The organism is Rhodoferax sp. ZS1R8, from assembly GCF_056521325.1.
In genome coordinates this window covers 353612-367527 of sequence record NZ_JBWMBA010000001.1, presented here as the reverse complement: position 1 = coordinate 367527, position 13916 = coordinate 353612, and the positions used below count along the sequence as shown (strand labels likewise).

The 13916-nt window shown below is 61.1% G+C and carries 15 protein-coding genes; 9 read left to right on the top strand and 6 right to left on the bottom strand.

The genetic code is table 11. The features are described from left to right. Positions 1 to 5 precede the first annotated feature (5 nt). The 6 genes from AC097P_RS01690 to AC097P_RS01665 all read left to right on the top strand — a co-directional run bounded on the left by AC097P_RS01690 (position 6) and on the right by AC097P_RS01665 (position 6958). A complete protein-coding gene (locus tag AC097P_RS01690) occupies positions 6 to 935 on the top strand; it encodes a branched-chain amino acid ABC transporter permease (RefSeq protein ID WP_479608629.1) in 930 nt (309 codons plus the stop codon). 160 nt (positions 936 to 1095) lie between these two features. Next, on the top strand, positions 1096 to 2172 hold the full coding sequence (locus AC097P_RS01685) for a branched-chain amino acid ABC transporter permease (RefSeq protein ID WP_479608628.1): 1077 nt from the start codon (positions 1096 to 1098) through the stop codon (positions 2170 to 2172). 66 nt (positions 2173 to 2238) lie between these two features. After that, positions 2239 to 3576 (top strand): ABC transporter substrate-binding protein, encoded by a 1338-nt coding sequence (locus tag AC097P_RS01680; protein ID WP_479608627.1) that lies wholly within the window; start codon positions 2239 to 2241, stop codon positions 3574 to 3576. An 83-nt stretch (positions 3577 to 3659) separates the two neighbouring features. Further along, a complete protein-coding gene (locus AC097P_RS01675) occupies positions 3660 to 4472 on the top strand; it encodes an ATP-binding cassette domain-containing protein (protein ID WP_315488438.1) in 813 nt (270 codons plus the stop codon). A gap of 107 nt (positions 4473 to 4579) precedes the next feature. Beyond that, positions 4580 to 5842: a phenylacetate--CoA ligase family protein gene (locus tag AC097P_RS01670; protein WP_479608626.1), complete on the top strand. Its 1263-nt coding sequence runs from the start codon at positions 4580 to 4582 to the stop codon at positions 5840 to 5842. 144 nt (positions 5843 to 5986) lie between these two features. Continuing rightward, on the top strand, positions 5987 to 6958 hold the full coding sequence (locus tag AC097P_RS01665; protein ID WP_479608625.1) for a tripartite tricarboxylate transporter substrate-binding protein: 972 nt from the start codon (positions 5987 to 5989) through the stop codon (positions 6956 to 6958). On the opposite strand, the gene AC097P_RS01660 is transcribed toward AC097P_RS01665, so the two are convergent. Further along, on the bottom strand, positions 6955 to 7287 hold the full coding sequence (locus AC097P_RS01660) for a DUF1840 domain-containing protein (protein WP_479608624.1): 333 nt from the start codon (positions 7285 to 7287) through the stop codon (positions 6955 to 6957). The two genes, AC097P_RS01665 and AC097P_RS01660, sit on opposite strands and share 4 nt — an antisense overlap. Positions 7288 to 7367: 80 nt before the next feature. On the opposite strand from AC097P_RS01660, the gene AC097P_RS01655 reads away from it, so the two are divergent. After that, a complete protein-coding gene (locus tag AC097P_RS01655) occupies positions 7368 to 7688 on the top strand; it encodes a polyhydroxyalkanoic acid system family protein (protein WP_479608623.1) in 321 nt (106 codons plus the stop codon). A 101-nt stretch (positions 7689 to 7789) separates the two neighbouring features. On the opposite strand, the gene AC097P_RS01650 is transcribed toward AC097P_RS01655, so the two are convergent. The 5 genes from AC097P_RS01650 to AC097P_RS01630 all read right to left on the bottom strand — a co-directional run bounded on the left by AC097P_RS01650 (position 7790) and on the right by AC097P_RS01630 (position 11695). Continuing rightward, positions 7790 to 8044, bottom strand: a complete 255-nt coding sequence (locus AC097P_RS01650) for an acyl-CoA-binding protein (protein ID WP_479608622.1) — start codon at positions 8042 to 8044, stop codon at positions 7790 to 7792. Between the two features lie 231 nt (positions 8045 to 8275). Beyond that, positions 8276 to 9049 (bottom strand): hypothetical protein, encoded by a 774-nt coding sequence (locus AC097P_RS01645; RefSeq protein ID WP_479608621.1) that lies wholly within the window; start codon positions 9047 to 9049, stop codon positions 8276 to 8278. A 38-nt stretch (positions 9050 to 9087) separates the two neighbouring features. After that, a complete protein-coding gene (locus AC097P_RS01640) occupies positions 9088 to 9762 on the bottom strand; it encodes a TetR/AcrR family transcriptional regulator (protein ID WP_479608620.1) in 675 nt (224 codons plus the stop codon). An 11-nt stretch (positions 9763 to 9773) separates the two neighbouring features. After that, positions 9774 to 11021 (bottom strand): patatin-like phospholipase family protein, encoded by a 1248-nt coding sequence (locus AC097P_RS01635; protein ID WP_479608619.1) that lies wholly within the window; start codon positions 11019 to 11021, stop codon positions 9774 to 9776. Positions 11022 to 11146: 125 nt separating this feature from the next. Next, positions 11147 to 11695, bottom strand: a complete 549-nt coding sequence (locus tag AC097P_RS01630) for a phasin family protein (RefSeq protein ID WP_479608618.1) — start codon at positions 11693 to 11695, stop codon at positions 11147 to 11149. Between the two features lie 172 nt (positions 11696 to 11867). On the opposite strand from AC097P_RS01630, the gene AC097P_RS01625 reads away from it, so the two are divergent. Both AC097P_RS01625 and AC097P_RS01620 read left to right on the top strand, forming a co-directional pair. Continuing rightward, positions 11868 to 12674 (top strand): ABC transporter permease, encoded by an 807-nt coding sequence (locus AC097P_RS01625; RefSeq protein WP_479608617.1) that lies wholly within the window; start codon positions 11868 to 11870, stop codon positions 12672 to 12674. After that, entirely contained in the window at positions 12664 to 13914 is a 1251-nt protein-coding gene (locus tag AC097P_RS01620; RefSeq protein WP_479608616.1) for an ABC transporter ATP-binding protein, read from the top strand. The genes AC097P_RS01625 and AC097P_RS01620 overlap by 11 nt, the downstream gene beginning before the upstream one ends. The last annotated feature ends 2 nt before the right edge of the window (positions 13915 to 13916 follow it).

Below are 13916 nucleotides of genomic sequence, written 5' to 3'. Positions count from 1 at the left end.
TCAAGATGGCATTCTTCTTAGAAACTTTGCTGGGCGGCCTCATGGCCGGCATGCTGTATTCGCTGGTGGCCTTGGGCTTTGTGCTGATCTACAAGGCATCCGGCGTCTTTAACTTCGCCCAGGGCGCAATGGTGCTGTTCGCGGCGCTGGCCATGGCGCGCTTTGCCGAGTGGATTCCACAGATCACCGGCGTGCAGGACATGATTGTTGTCAACCTGGCGGCCTTTGCGCTGGCCGGCGCGGTGATGTTTGCCGTGGCCTGGGTCATCGAGCGCCTGGTGCTGCGCCACCTGGTCAACCAGGAGGGCACGACGCTGCTGATGGCCACGCTAGGCATCACCTATTTCCTGGAAGGCCTGGGCCAGACCATCTTTGGCAACAGCATCTACAAGATCGACATTGGCATGCCCAAAGACCCGGTCATGGTGCTGGAGAGTGCGTTCGAAGGCGGCATCCTGATCAACAAGGAAGACCTGTACGCGGCACTGATCGCCGCGGTGCTGGTGGCCGCGCTGAGCATGTTCTTCCAGAAGACCGCCACAGGGCGCGCATTGCGTGCGGTGGCCGACGACCACCAGGCCGCGCAATCCATCGGCATTCCACTGAACCGCATCTGGGTCATCGTGTGGTGTGTGGCCGGTGTCGTGGCCTTGGTGGCCGGCATGATCTGGGGCAGCAAGTTGGGCGTGCAATTTTCGCTAACCACCGTTGCGCTGCGGGCGTTACCGGTCGTAATTTTGGGAGGGCTTACCTCCGTGCCCGGTGCCATTGTGGGCGGCTTGATCATTGGTGTCGGTGAGAAGCTGTCCGAGGTCTACCTGGGACCTTACGTTGGTGGCGGCATTGAGATCTGGTTTGCCTATGTGCTCGCGTTAGGCTTCTTGCTGATCCGTCCCCAGGGTCTGTTCGGCGAAAAAATCATTGATCGCGTATGACCTACCGAATGAAAGATCTTCCGCGAACCGCAGCCTGCCCGATGAGCCGGGATGGGAGTGTGTTTTGCGCAGGTAAAGGAGGAGCCCGCAAAGCGGGCGGGGGACACGGAGCAAAACGCACTGCCGTCCCGGCTCATAGCAAATAGATTGCGAGAAGAACATGTTCTACAGAGAAAACGGCCAATTCAAAACCAACTATCGGTCAGACCAGCAGATCTTCCCGATCGCACAAGACCGCATCGCGCTGTACGCATTGTTGGCAGTGGCCTTTGTGGCCTTGCCCGCAGTCGCCAGCGACTACTGGTTCACCAACATCCTAATTCCCTTCCTGATCTTTTCACTGGCCGCCATCGGCGTGAATATTCTGGTCGGCTACTGCGGCCAGATCTCGCTGGGTTCCGGCGCGTTCATGGCGGTGGGCGCCTACGCGGCCTACAACTTCTTTGTGCGCATCGATGGCATGCCGCTGGTGCTGGCCCTGGTGCTCGGCGGTGTCTGCGCCATGCTGTTCGGCATCTTGTTTGGCCTGCCCAGCTTGCGGGTCAAGGGCCTGTATCTGGCCGTGGCCACACTGGCCGCGCAGTTCTTTGCGGATTGGATGTTCCTGCGCATCCAGTGGTTCACCAACTACTCCCCTTCGGGCTCGGTGTCGGTCAACAACCTGCAAGTTTTTGGCTTCTCGCTGGCCAGCCCGGTGTCCAAATACATCTTCTGCCTGACGCTGTTGGCGGTGATTGCGCTGTTGGCCAAAAACCTGGTGCGCGGCGCCGTGGGCCGTGAGTGGATGGCGATACGCGACATGGACGTGGCCGCGGCGGTGATCGGTATCCGCCCCATGTTCGCCAAGCTCAGCGCGTTTGCCGTCAGCTCCTTCATCGTCGGCATGGCCGGTGGCTTGTGGGCCTTCATCTACCTGGGTGCCTGGGAGCCGGCCGCGTTCTCGGTGGACCAGTCGTTCAAGCTGCTGTTCATGGTCATCATCGGCGGCATGGGGTCCATCATGGGCAGCTTTTTTGGCGCGGGCTTTATCGTGCTGCTGCCGATTTTTCTGAGCCAGTTTCTGCCGGCCTTGGCCGGGTTGTTGGGCCTGCAAATCTCCACGGCCGGCGTGTCGCATGCTGAGCTGATGATCTTCGGCGGGCTCATCGTCTGGTTCTTGATCGTGGAGCCCCACGGTTTGGCCAAGCTGTGGTCTATTGCCAAACAAAAATTGCGCTTGTGGCCCTTCCCGCATTGACCACTTGTCGGTAATCTGTTCGTTCCCCCGTGCTTCTTCCACCATCAATTACTAGGAGAGAGACCAATGAAGCTTCACTCAATCGCACGCGCTGCAACCGTGGTGGCCGTAGCCGGCGCCACGCTGCTGGCGGGCACCCAAGCCTTCGCCCAGGCCAAAGAGCAGTTCGTTCCCGTGCTGTCCTACCGCACCGGGCCCTATGCGCCCAACGGCGTGCCATGGGCCAACGGCTATGTGGACTACCTCAAACTGGTCAATGCCCGCGGCGGCGTCAACGGCGTCAAGCTGACGTTTGAAGAATGTGAAACCGGCTACGACACGGCCCGCAGCGTGGAATGCTATGAACGCCTGAAGGGCAAAAATGGCGGCGCGACCTTTGTGCAGCCGCTGTCCACCGGTGCCACGTTCGCCATTACCGAGAAGGCACCGGTCGACAAGATCTCGGTCGTGACCGTGGGTTATGGCCGCAGCGAAAGCGCAGACGGCACCGTCTTCAAATGGAACTTCCCCATTGCCGGCACCTACTGGGTGGCAGCCGACGCCATCATGCAGGCCATTGCCAAGAAAGAAGGCGGCTTCGGCAGCCTGAAGGGTAAGAAACTGGCCCTCGTCTACCACGACAGCCCGTTTGGCAAAGAGCCTATTCCGCTGCTGCAAGAGCGCGCTGCGATGCACGGCTTCAACCTGCAACTGCTGCCGGTGACGGCACCCGGCGTGGAGCAAAAAGCCACCTGGCTGCAGGTGCGCCAGAACAAGCCCGACTACGTGGTGCTGTGGGGCTGGGGCGTGATGAACTCCACCGCCATCAAGGAAGCCCAGGCCACCGGTTACCCCCGCGAGAAGATGTATGGCGTGTGGTGGGCCGGTGCTGAGCCTGACGTGAAGGACGTGGCCGACGGTGCCAAGGGCTACAACGCGGTGACCATGCAGCATGGCGCCGAGCCGCAGTCCAAGCTGGTCAAGGATGTGACGACGATGGTGCACGACAAGGGTCAGGGCACGGGTCCCAAGGAAGAACTGGGCCAGGTGCTGTACATGCGCGGTGCCATGAGCGCGATGCTGGGTGTGGAAGGCATCCGTGCCGCGCAGGAGCGCTTCGGCAAGGGCAAGACGATGACCGGCGAACAAGTGCGCTGGGGCCTGGAAAACCTGAACCTGACACAGGCCAAGCTGGATGCACTGGGCTTTGCTGGCGTCATGCGCCCCATCAGCACATCGTGCGTGGACCACATGGGTGCCTCGTGGGCCCGCATCCATACCTGGGACGGCAAGGCCTGGAAGTTCACGTCCGATTGGCTGCAGGGTGATGAGCAGATCATCAAGCCGCTGGTCAAAACGACTGCTGCCAAATACGCAGCCGACAAGAAGCTGACCCCACGTACTCCAGCCGACTGCCAGAGCTGATAGCGACAACGGTGGCCCTGCGGTGCCGCCAAATCAAAGGCTCGCCCAGCGGGTCTTTCATTTGGTCTGAACGGAAAACCACCATGAGTGATGCAAAGAATATTGTTCTCAACGTCAACGGCATCGAGGTCATCTACAACCACGTGATCCTGGTGCTCAAGGGCGTGTCGCTGCAGGTGCCTGAAGGCGGCATCGTTGCAATCCTGGGTGGCAACGGCGCGGGCAAGACGACGACGTTGCGGGCCGTATCCAACCTGCTCGCCGGGGAGCGGGGAGCAGTGACCAAGGGCAGCATCGAGCTGCGTGGCGAACGCATCGAGAACCTGAGCCCGGCCGACCTGGTGCAACGCGGCGTGGTGCAGGTCATGGAAGGCCGCCACTGCTTTGCCCACCTGACGATTGAAGAAAACCTGCTGACCGGTGGCTACACCCGCAAGAGCAAGGCCGAGGTGGCGGCGAATCTGGAAAAGGTCTATGCCTACTTCCCGCGCCTGAAGACCCGGCGCACCAGCCAGGCGGCGTATACGTCGGGCGGTGAGCAGCAGATGTGTGCCATTGGCCGGGCCATCATGGCCAACCCCAGCATGGTGCTGCTGGACGAGCCATCCATGGGCCTGGCGCCGCAGATCGTGGAGGAGGTGTTCGAAATCGTCAAAGACCTCAACGCCAAGGAAAAAGTCACCTTTTTGCTGGCCGAGCAGAACACCAATATGGCGTTGAAGTACGCCGACTACGGCTACATCATGGAGTCGGGCCGCGTGGTCATGGACGGCGCCGCCGACTACCTGCGCACCAACGAAGACGTCAAGGAGTTCTACCTGGGCATGGGCGGCGGTGAGCGCAAGAGCTTCAAGGATGTCAAAAGCTACAAGCGCCGCAAACGCTGGCTGGCCTAAATCTAAATGCGTTTTGAGCCCCTAGCCCTCGTCCAGTGAGCGTAAGCAGCTACTGTTTTTATAGCAAATAAATTGGCCTTGAACCATTGGCCTAGGAAGGGACCTGCATGACTTCTGTGTTTGACGCGCTCGAAACCCGCGCACCTGCGGAGCGCGAAGCCGCGCTGCTGGCAGCCCTGCCCGCACAGGTGGCCCATGCACAAAGCCGTAGCGGCGCTTTTGGACAGATATTGCACGGCGTGGACGCCAGTGGCGTCACCAGCCGCGCTGCGCTGGCCCGGTTGCCGGTAACGCGCAAGCACGAACTGCAGGCGCTGCAGCAGGCGTCGCGCGACCTGGGTGCCGGCGGCAATGTGTTTGGCGGTTTCAGCACGCTGGCCTACGGACCCGCTATGCCGCGCGTCTATGCCAGCCCCGGCCCCATCTACGAGCCCGAGGGCACAGCGCGCGACTACTGGCGCATGGCGCGGGCGATTTACGCCGCCGGCTTTCGCGCTGGGGATCTGATCCACAACAGCTTCAGCTACCACTTTGTACCAGCCGGCGCAATGATGGAGACCGGCGCCCACGCGCTGGGCTGCACCGTGTTCCCCGGTGGCACGGGCCAGACCGAACAGCAGGTGCAGGCCATGCGTGATCTGCAACCTGCGGGCTACATTGGCACGCCCAGCTTTCTGAAAATCATTGTCGAAAAGGCGGCCACCATGGGCGTGTCCCTGCCCAGCCTGAAGAAAGCCATGTTTGGCGGCGAGGCCTTTCCGCCCAGCCTGCGCGACTGGTTTCTGGCCCACGGCATCGATGGCTACCAGTGCTACGCCACAGCCGACCTGGGCCTGATCGCGTACGAAACCCCGGCCCGCGAGGGACTGGTTCTGGACGAAGGCGTCATCGTCGAGATCGTGCGACCCGGCACCGGCGACCCGGTGGCTGAGGGGGAGGTCGGCGAACTAGTGGTCACGACGCTGAACCCGGCTTACCCGCTGATACGTTTTGGCACGGGTGACCTGTCCGCCGTCTTGCCAGGCCACTGCCCCACCGGGCGCACCAACACCCGCATCAAGGGCTGGATGGGGCGCGCCGACCAGACCACCAAGGTGCGCGGCATGTTTGTGCACCCCAAGCAGGTGGATGAGATCGTCAAGCGGTTCGCCGAAATCACGCGTGCCCGTCTGGTGGTCACTGGCGAGATGGCCAACGATGCGATGACGCTGCGCGTGGAGGCTACAACAGGCGCCAACGAGGGCTTGGGCGCGCGCATCGAAGAGGCGATTCGCGATGTCACCAAGCTGCGCGGCACAGTCGAAATTGTGCCGCACGGCGCACTGCCCAATGACGGTAAGGTGATCGAGGACGCGCGCAGTTACCAATAGCCGTGCAAGGACGGCGCGAAGGCTTGCAATTAGCTTGCAATAGCTCCGCATTTCATGGGGTAGCTGGCGGTTTCTAAGTAGTTTCCAGCATGGAAATCGGCCGGGCTCGCGGTAGTCTGATGGGACTTAACCAGAGGAAAAACTATGAAAAAAATTGTCGTTGCGCTCGCCGCTGCATCTGCCTTGTTGGCCTATGCAGATACTTATCCCTCCAAGCCGATCACTATCGTCGTGCCGTTCGCTGCAGGCGGCCCCACCGACCGGGTCGCCCGTGATCTGGCGGAGGCTCTGCGCAAGCCCCTGGGCGGCGCCACCCTACTGGTGGACAACGCGGCAGGCGCCGGTGGCTCCATAGGCGCCAACAAGGTCGCCAAAGCCGCACCGGATGGCTACACCCTGTTGTTGCACCACATCAGCATGGCCACCATGCCGACGCTGGTGCGCAATATTCCGTTCAAGGTCGAAACCGATTTCGAGTATTTGGGCATGATCAATGACGTGCCGATGACGCTGATCGGCCGACCCAGCCTGCCGGCCAAAAGCTACAAGGAGTTGTCCACCTGGATCGGCCAGAACAAGGGCAAGATCAATCTGGGCAATGCTGGCGTGGGCTCGGCCTCGCACCTGTGCGGCCTGCTGTTCCAGTCGGCGCTCGGAGTGGACATGACCACCGTGCCCTACAAGGGTACCGCGCCGGCCATGACCGACCTGATTGGCGGGCAGATCGATTTGATGTGCGACCAGACCACCAACACATCCTCGCAGATCGAGGCCAAGAAGGTACAGGCTTACGCGGTTACCACGACCAAACCACTCACCACACCGGCGCTGAAAGACTTGCCTACGTTGCAAGACCAGGGCCTCAAGGGTTTTGAAGTGACGATCTGGCACGGTCTCTACGCGCCCAAGGGCACGCCTGCAGATGTGTTGACGAAGATCAATGCCGCGTTGAAAGTGGCCCTGAAGGAGCCCGAGTTCACCAAGAAGCAAGAAGGGCTGGGCGCTGTGGTCGTGACGGATAAACGCGTGGAACCGGCGGAGCACAAGAAGTTTGTTGCGTCCGAAATCGCCAAGTGGAGCCCGATCCTGAAGGCAGCGGGCGTCTACGCAGACTAGACTCCCCAGACGATCTCTTTGCCAGCTGCCTGGCAGCGCTTGAGCATGCCGATGAAGGGCAGGGCGCGCTGGCGCAATGAAACGGTCTCGGAGCGCGACGGTTTTTCACCTGCAGCCTTTGCCTCTTGCAGGCGCTGCTGCTGGGCAGCGTCATCCTCGGAAATAGCGCGCTCCAGCGCGGCGATGGCAGCGGGCATGTCGGGCGGCAACAAAATGCCTTTGGACAGGGATTCAGCGTCGCTTTTGCCAATCAGTTGCAGAACCTGGCGGCCGTTCGGCTCCAGCATGATGAGATCACCGGTGACTTTGGATTTGAATTTGTATAGCATGGCTGTTATGGGTCTACGATGTACTGGAGTATGGACCACCCCACAACACAACACCACCAACCTGGTTTTAGGAGCATGCCTTGGCAAATTTACATATTCGACGCGAACATACGCTGAGTCTGGCGGCCGCACGCAAGATCGCGCATTCTTGGGCCGACCAGGTGCAGCGCGATTTCGGCATGGAATGCGAGTACGCGGAGGGCGCCAAGGAAGACCGCCTCAGCTTCACGCGCTCGGGCGTCAACGGCGTGCTGGTAGTTACCGGTGACCATTTTGATCTGGAGGCCAAGCTGGGCTTTTTGCTGGGCGCCTTCAAAGGCAAGATCGAGGCAGAGATCGTCAAGAACCTGGACGACCTGCTGGCCCCCAAGGCAGCGGCGAAAAAGCCCAAGAAAGCCTAGGCGTGGCCACGGCGTCGGGAGCACGAGCCGTAAAAAGAGCGCCGAGGGCGCTCTGGTTTTAATAGCGGCTTACGCCCGCCCTGTGAGGGCTACAGCCTGATTCAGCTCAAGGATTCGATCAGGTCGACGTACTGCTGCATGGCGTCCTTGTTGCTCAGGCCCTTGACGCCGTTCCACGCATCCCACTTCGCACGGCCGACCAAGTCGGTAAAGCCCGGCTTCTTGTCGGCGTTGTCACCCACGCTGGCCTGCTTGTACAGGGCATAGATCTTCAGCATCGTGGTGTTGTCAGGGCGCTCGCTCAGATTCTTGGAATTGGCGACGGCGGCTTCGAATTGTTTTTTCAGATCGGCCATGGGGGTGCTCCTGGGAGTAGGTTGGTTTGATGGAAGAATATTACCGCAGAGAGGATGGTTTCAGCGCCGGGCCGCCCCAAGCTGAAACGAGCCCCCCTGGGGGGCAGAGAGCCACACGCAGTGGGCGAACGTGGGGGCACCGGTTTCAGCGCCGGGCCGCCCCAAGCTGAAACGGGCCCCCTTGGGGGGGGCAGAGAGCCACACAGAGTGGGCGAACGTTGGGGGCAACATTCAACTTGCCAACTCGGTCTGCGCCATTTCCACATCAAGGTGTTCAGCGGCATCGTTGGCAGTGCTGGTCGCCGCTTCCTCGTAGTACTGGGTGGCCTCGGCCATGCGCTTGTCGCCCTCCAGGATGACCAGCGCATTCGCGTATTCGATCTTGGCAATGGCCGACCGGGGATTCAGGCTCAAGGCCTGTGCGAACAGGTTCAGACTGGTTTCCTTTTTGGCTCCGTAGGTCATATTGGCAATCAGCGGGCCGACCTTGTCGATGACTTCGGCATGGAATGCGGCCAGCGCGACATGGGCGTCGGCGTGGCCGGGCCGCAGCCTAATGGCCACTTCCAGCGCGGATTTGATCTTGCCCCCTACCCCCTGGGCCAGCGCCTTGGCTACGCTGATGCCCTGGCTGTAGCGCCCCAGTGCATAGGCCTGCCAGTAGAAGGCGTTGGCATTGTCCGGCTCGGCGGCGGCCAGCACGGCGGCCCGCTCGGCGACCTGCAGGAACAGACGCTGGCGGTTTTTTTCCCGCGGCTCCAAGTAGTGCGCGTAGACGCTGGTGGCCTTGTTGACCACATTGGTACCTGCCAAGCCGGCTTGTAATCCGGCCTCGGCTGCTCTTTCGAACTCGCCCCCGTGGTACAGCACCCAAGCGGCCAATACGGCCTCGTCCGCGGGCAATGGCTCCAGATCACCCGCATGCAATTGGCGCCACTCTTGTCTGACGCGCAGCGCATCAAATCGGTAATCGCCACTGCGGCTAAAGACGGTCCATGGGGCCATGATGCGGTGTCTCCTCTGGGTGGCTGCGTTCTATTTTTCTAGGGCGGCTGAGCACCGGTGGGGGATGTGTAGGCATCCACCAGCTTCAGCAAATGGGTACGCTGGCTGGCCTCCAGGTAGGGGATCAGCAGGTTCAGCACGTGGTGGGCGCCGCGCAACAGGGCCGCTTGCGCACTGGCGGGCTCCAGCGCGTTGCGCGGGTCCTTGACGTACTCAAAGCTCAGCCAGTAGGTCAACACGACAACCATGCTGGTGGCAGTGGGCTCCATCTCGCGCGAATCGATGTGCATGGCGCCGGAGCGGTTCATGCTGTCGAGCATGGCCTTGACCGAGCGGGTCTTGTTCTTCAGCACCCATTGGAAGTGGGTCTCCAGCCGGCGGTTCTTGCTCAGCAGGTCGTTCAGGTCGCGGTACAAAAAGCGGTACTGCCAAATCAATTCAAACAGCGTGTGCATGAAAAACCAGGCGTCTTCCACATCGCGCACGCTGTCGCTGGCGTTGAGCAGTTCGTTGAGCGCCTTCTCGTAGCGGTCAAACAGGGAGTTGATCAGCTCGTCTTTGGCTGGGTAGTGGTAGTACAGGTTGCCGGGGCTGATGCCCAGTTCGGCTGAGATCAGCGTGGTGGAGACATTGGGTTCGCCAAAGCGGTTGAACAGCTCCAGCGTGACTTCCAGAATGCGTTCTGCGGTGCGGCGGGGAGCTTTCTTGACCATGATGGGGGGCTTCAGTGGGCAGCGCGGCGTGCGGCGGTGGCTACGGTGTCACCCAGGTCGTCCATCACCTCTTGCAGTGTGGCGATGGCGCGCCCAATGCGGGTAGGCGCCTTGGGCGGGGCTGAAAGGTGGCGTTTGGGGTCGTCCAGCACAGCGTGGTCCAGCGTGATGCCGTGGCGTGCCAGCTTGGCGGACAAGCCGGTCTTGCGCGAGCGCAGCATCTGGCGGGTCTGCTGGTAGGCGTGTTCGGCCAGTTGGCGTCGCTCTGCATAGCTGAAGGTGTTGGCCAAATACAGTTCGGGGTCGCGGTGGTCGGGCTCGAACAGGATGATGTCGGTGTCGGGGTAAGCGCGGTGGTAGTGCTTCATGCCCAGCTCCATACGGGAATGGATCATGGAGCGGAAGGTCTGGCTCAACACGGCGGGCAGGCCGCCGTCGACGATGCGTGGGATCTCACGCTTGTGCTCCGGCAAGCCGCGTTGCATGACCTTGGCCACTTGGGGCGCCGTCGCGTCGAACGGCACCAATGGGTTCAGGCAAATCAGCAGGTCCACCCCGTCGTCCAGTGCGACCGACGCGTGCATGGTCTTCTTCAACGCGCCGTCAACGTAGTACTTGTCATCAATCGCGACCGGGGGAAAAAGGCCTGGCAAGGCCGAGCTGGCTTGTACGGCCTGCGATATCGGCACATGGTCCCAGCCCGGCCGGCCAAAGGGCGCAGCCTCACCGCTGTCCAAGTTGGTGGCTACCAATGTGAGCTTGGTCTTGAGCTTGCGGAAATCGTTGGTTCGGCCTTCGCGGCTGAACAGGCGCGCCAGCTGCGTATCGACCGCTTGGTTGGAAAACACCCCGGTGGGCAGGGCCGGGCCTAAACGCTCCAGCGCGTTCATCAGCGATTTGCCGCCGACGGTGAATTGCCACAAGGCTGATAGCACCAAGCCTGGCAGCATGATGCTGCGTCGCAAAAATTCGCCATACGCGGGTTTGAGCAGCCAGGCGGGGTCGAAGGTCTCGGAGGGCTCGCTGTCGTTCTCTATGAAGGATGCGCACAACTCACGCGGCGACATGCCATTGGCCAGCGCCGCGACGATGAAGCCGCCAGCCGACACGCCGACATAATGGTCCAGCTTCGTGAAGTCAAGGCCGTTGAGCGATTCTTCCAGCGCGCACATGGCGCCCACTTCGTAGATCGCACCCAAGGGGCCCCCGCCAGACAAGGCCAGCGCAATTTTGGGAGGCTTAGAAGGTGTCGCGTTCATAGGTTCAAAGTGTAGGGTGCAGCGCTGCCGCTTTTTGCTGCGTCGCAGCACATGCATGCACGCAACAGGGCGCGTAAAAAAGGGCGCTTGCGCGCCCCCTCAAATGGGTAGCGGCTGGCCAACGGTTAGCCCTTTTTGGCCGCCGCCGCGGGCTTGACCTTCTTGGCCGCGCCTTTGGCTTTTTTGGCAGGGGTGGCCGGGCCTGCAGCCTTGGTCTTGCCGCTAGCGGCTTGCGCTGGGGTCTTAGCAACGGGGGCCTTGGCGGCAGACAGCTTTTGGACGGCCTTATTCAGCTCATCGATACGGGCGATCAATACGTTGATGTCTTTGGCCGACGGCACGCCCAGCTTGTTCAGGGCCTTGGCAACCCGCTCTTCAAAGATATTTTCCAACTTGTCCCACTGACCCGAGGCCTTGGACGTGATGTCGGTGGCCATGTGCGACATCTTGTTCGTGGCCTCTGAGAGCTTCTCTTCGGCGGCGGCCTGAGTCTTGCGTTGGATGTTGACGCCTTCCTTGACCAAGGATTCAAAGGCCTTGGAGCCCTCCGCCTGTGCGCGCGTAAAGGCGCCCAATCCGGCCTGCCAGATTTGCTGCGCCGAATCCTTGACCGATTCGCTCATCTGCGCGGGGTTGAGTTTGGAGATGTCGACTTTTGGTAATTTTCTGACCATGGAGTGCTCCTTATTAGTCTGATTGTTTGGCGTGCCGTTGCCGCGTGCACCTGCGGCGCATGCCCAACTTTACTTGACCGGCGGATTGTGTGTAGATCGCAGCTTCTAAATCGCTATCGGGATGGAAGCGCGCCGCGGGGCTTGCGTAAGCCCACGCCGTTAAACTATCGCTGTGAATTTTCTTCAACGCTCCTATCTTCCCATTCGCAACCGCTCCCTGCTGTGGCAGTTTGCCCGACGCGATGTCCTGGGCCGCTACCGCGGGTCACTCCTGGGGCTGACCTGGTCCTTTTTGACGCCGTTGCTGATGCTGGGGGTTTATTCCTTTGTCTTTGTCGGGGTGTTCCGGCAAAGCTGGCCCGGGTCGGCACAGGGCGGGGGCGTGGAGTTCTCGTTGCAGGTGTTTGCCGGACTGCTGGTGTTCAACCTGTTTGCCGAGGTGGCGGGCAAAGCGCCTAGTCTCATCGTGGAGCAGCCGAATCTGGTGAAAAAGGTAATTTTCCCCGTAGAGCTCCTAGCCTGGGTCACCGTGCTGTCGGGCCTGTTCCATCTGCTGATCAGTGCGGCGACTTTGTTGCTGGTGTTGTGGGTGGCCCGCGGGGGGCTGCCCGTGACCGCGTTCGCCCTTCCGCTGGTGCTGCTGGCTTTCTTGCCTGTGCTGCTGGGGCTGGGTTGGCTGCTTTCTGCTGTTGGGGTCTTCGTGCGTGACGTGGGCCAAGTCATGAGCATGGTCGTGAGTTTGACGATGTTCATGTCACCGGTCTTCTATTCGGTCAAGGCGCTGAGCCCCGATTTGCAGTTCTGGATGCACCTCAATCCCTTAACGTTGATCATTGAGCAAGTACGCGCCGTATTGCTGCAGGGCCAGTGGCCGGACTGGGCAGGCTTGGGCCTCTACGGGGCAGTGGCATGCGTATTCGCCATCCTGGGCGGCACCTTTTTTCAGTTGACGCGCAAAGGCTTTGCTGATGTCCTCTAGCCTTGCCATCCGAGCCCAGAATTTGGGCAAATCTTTTCAGCTCTACGATCGACCGATTGACCGCCTGAAGCAGATGCTGATGCGGGGCAGACGGCGCTACTACAAGGAGTTTGCCGCCCTGCACGACGTTAGCTTCGACCTGCAAAAGGGAGAGGTGCTGGGGTTGGTTGGGCGCAACGGCGCCGGTAAGTCCACGCTGCTGCAGTTGATATGCGGCACGCTGTCGCCCACTGGTGGTCAGGTGTCGGTGCACGGTCGCGTGGCGGCGCTGCTGGAGCTGGGGGCGGGCTTCAACCCGGATTTCACCGGCAAGGAGAACATCTACCTCAATGCCTCCATTCTGGGTTTGAGCAAGGCGGAAATCGACGAACGCTACGATGCGATTGTGGAGTTTTCAGGCATTGCCGACTTCATCCACCAGCCTGTCAAGACCTACTCCAGCGGCATGTATGTGCGGCTCGCATTTTCGATCGCCACCAGCGTGGACCCCGACATTCTGGTGATTGACGAGGCCCTTTCGGTGGGCGATGGTGCCTTTGCGCGCAAGTCGTTCGATCGCATCATGCAGCTCAAGGAAAAGGGTGCGACGATCTTGTTCTGCTCGCATTCTATTTATCAGATTGAGGCACTGTGTACCCGTGCGATCTGGCTCGAAAAAGGCGTCGTGCGCCTGATAGGGGACCCCTCCACGGTTGTCGCGCGTTACCAGAACTTCCTCGACAGGGATGCCGCACCGGCTAGCGTGGGGTCAGTAGTGGCTATCCCGTCTGCCGTTGGGCAGGCCCGTATACTGGGTGTACAGACACGGGCGGACGACACCGCAGGCACTTCCCTACAACTGCGCAGTGGGGAACAGACGCTGGCTATTGCAGTAGGTTTTGCGTCAGATCCCGCGTTGCCGTCCCCGGTGGTGGCCGTAACCGTGCACGCTCCCGATGGGCGAACGATTACTAGCAGCAGCACGCAGGCCGACGGCCTGGAACTCGCACGCGATCCGACTGGCCGCGGCACGGCGACGATTGAGTTTCCCAAGATCCCGCTGCTCAAGGGTGAATACTTTATTGGGGTCTATCTGCTGAGCGAGGACGGCATCCACGTCTACGACGGCGCTGCCAATGTCGCCACCTTGCATTTCAGCCAGAGCACCCTGGAGCAGGGGGTCGTCTCGCTCCCCCGCGGCTGGCTGAGCGCCGCCGGGGCTGCCACGCCCGGTGAGCATTTGACCCCGGTCGACGCCTGATC

Bases quoted from the DNA above. Each gene is read 5' to 3' on its own strand.
- AC097P_RS01690 (WP_479608629.1), top strand. From the start codon at position 6: ATGGCATTCTTCTTAGAAACTTTGCTGGGCGGCCTCATGGCCGGCATG.
- AC097P_RS01685 (WP_479608628.1), top strand. From the start codon at position 1,096: ATGTTCTACAGAGAAAACGGCCAATTCAAAACCAACTATCGGTCAGAC.
- AC097P_RS01680 (WP_479608627.1), top strand. From the start codon at position 2,239: ATGAAGCTTCACTCAATCGCACGCGCTGCAACCGTGGTGGCCGTAGCC.
- AC097P_RS01675 (WP_315488438.1), top strand. From the start codon at position 3,660: ATGAGTGATGCAAAGAATATTGTTCTCAACGTCAACGGCATCGAGGTC.
- AC097P_RS01670 (WP_479608626.1), top strand. From the start codon at position 4,580: ATGACTTCTGTGTTTGACGCGCTCGAAACCCGCGCACCTGCGGAGCGC.
- AC097P_RS01665 (WP_479608625.1), top strand. From the start codon at position 5,987: ATGAAAAAAATTGTCGTTGCGCTCGCCGCTGCATCTGCCTTGTTGGCC.
- AC097P_RS01660 (WP_479608624.1), bottom strand. From the start codon at position 7,287: ATGCTATACAAATTCAAATCCAAAGTCACCGGTGATCTCATCATGCTG.
- AC097P_RS01650 (WP_479608622.1), bottom strand. From the start codon at position 8,044: ATGGCCGATCTGAAAAAACAATTCGAAGCCGCCGTCGCCAATTCCAAG.
- AC097P_RS01645 (WP_479608621.1), bottom strand. From the start codon at position 9,049: ATGGCCCCATGGACCGTCTTTAGCCGCAGTGGCGATTACCGATTTGAT.
- AC097P_RS01640 (WP_479608620.1), bottom strand. From the start codon at position 9,762: ATGGTCAAGAAAGCTCCCCGCCGCACCGCAGAACGCATTCTGGAAGTC.
- AC097P_RS01635 (WP_479608619.1), bottom strand. From the start codon at position 11,021: ATGAACGCGACACCTTCTAAGCCTCCCAAAATTGCGCTGGCCTTGTCT.
- AC097P_RS01630 (WP_479608618.1), bottom strand. From the start codon at position 11,695: ATGGTCAGAAAATTACCAAAAGTCGACATCTCCAAACTCAACCCCGCG.
- AC097P_RS01620 (WP_479608616.1), top strand. From the start codon at position 12,664: ATGTCCTCTAGCCTTGCCATCCGAGCCCAGAATTTGGGCAAATCTTTT.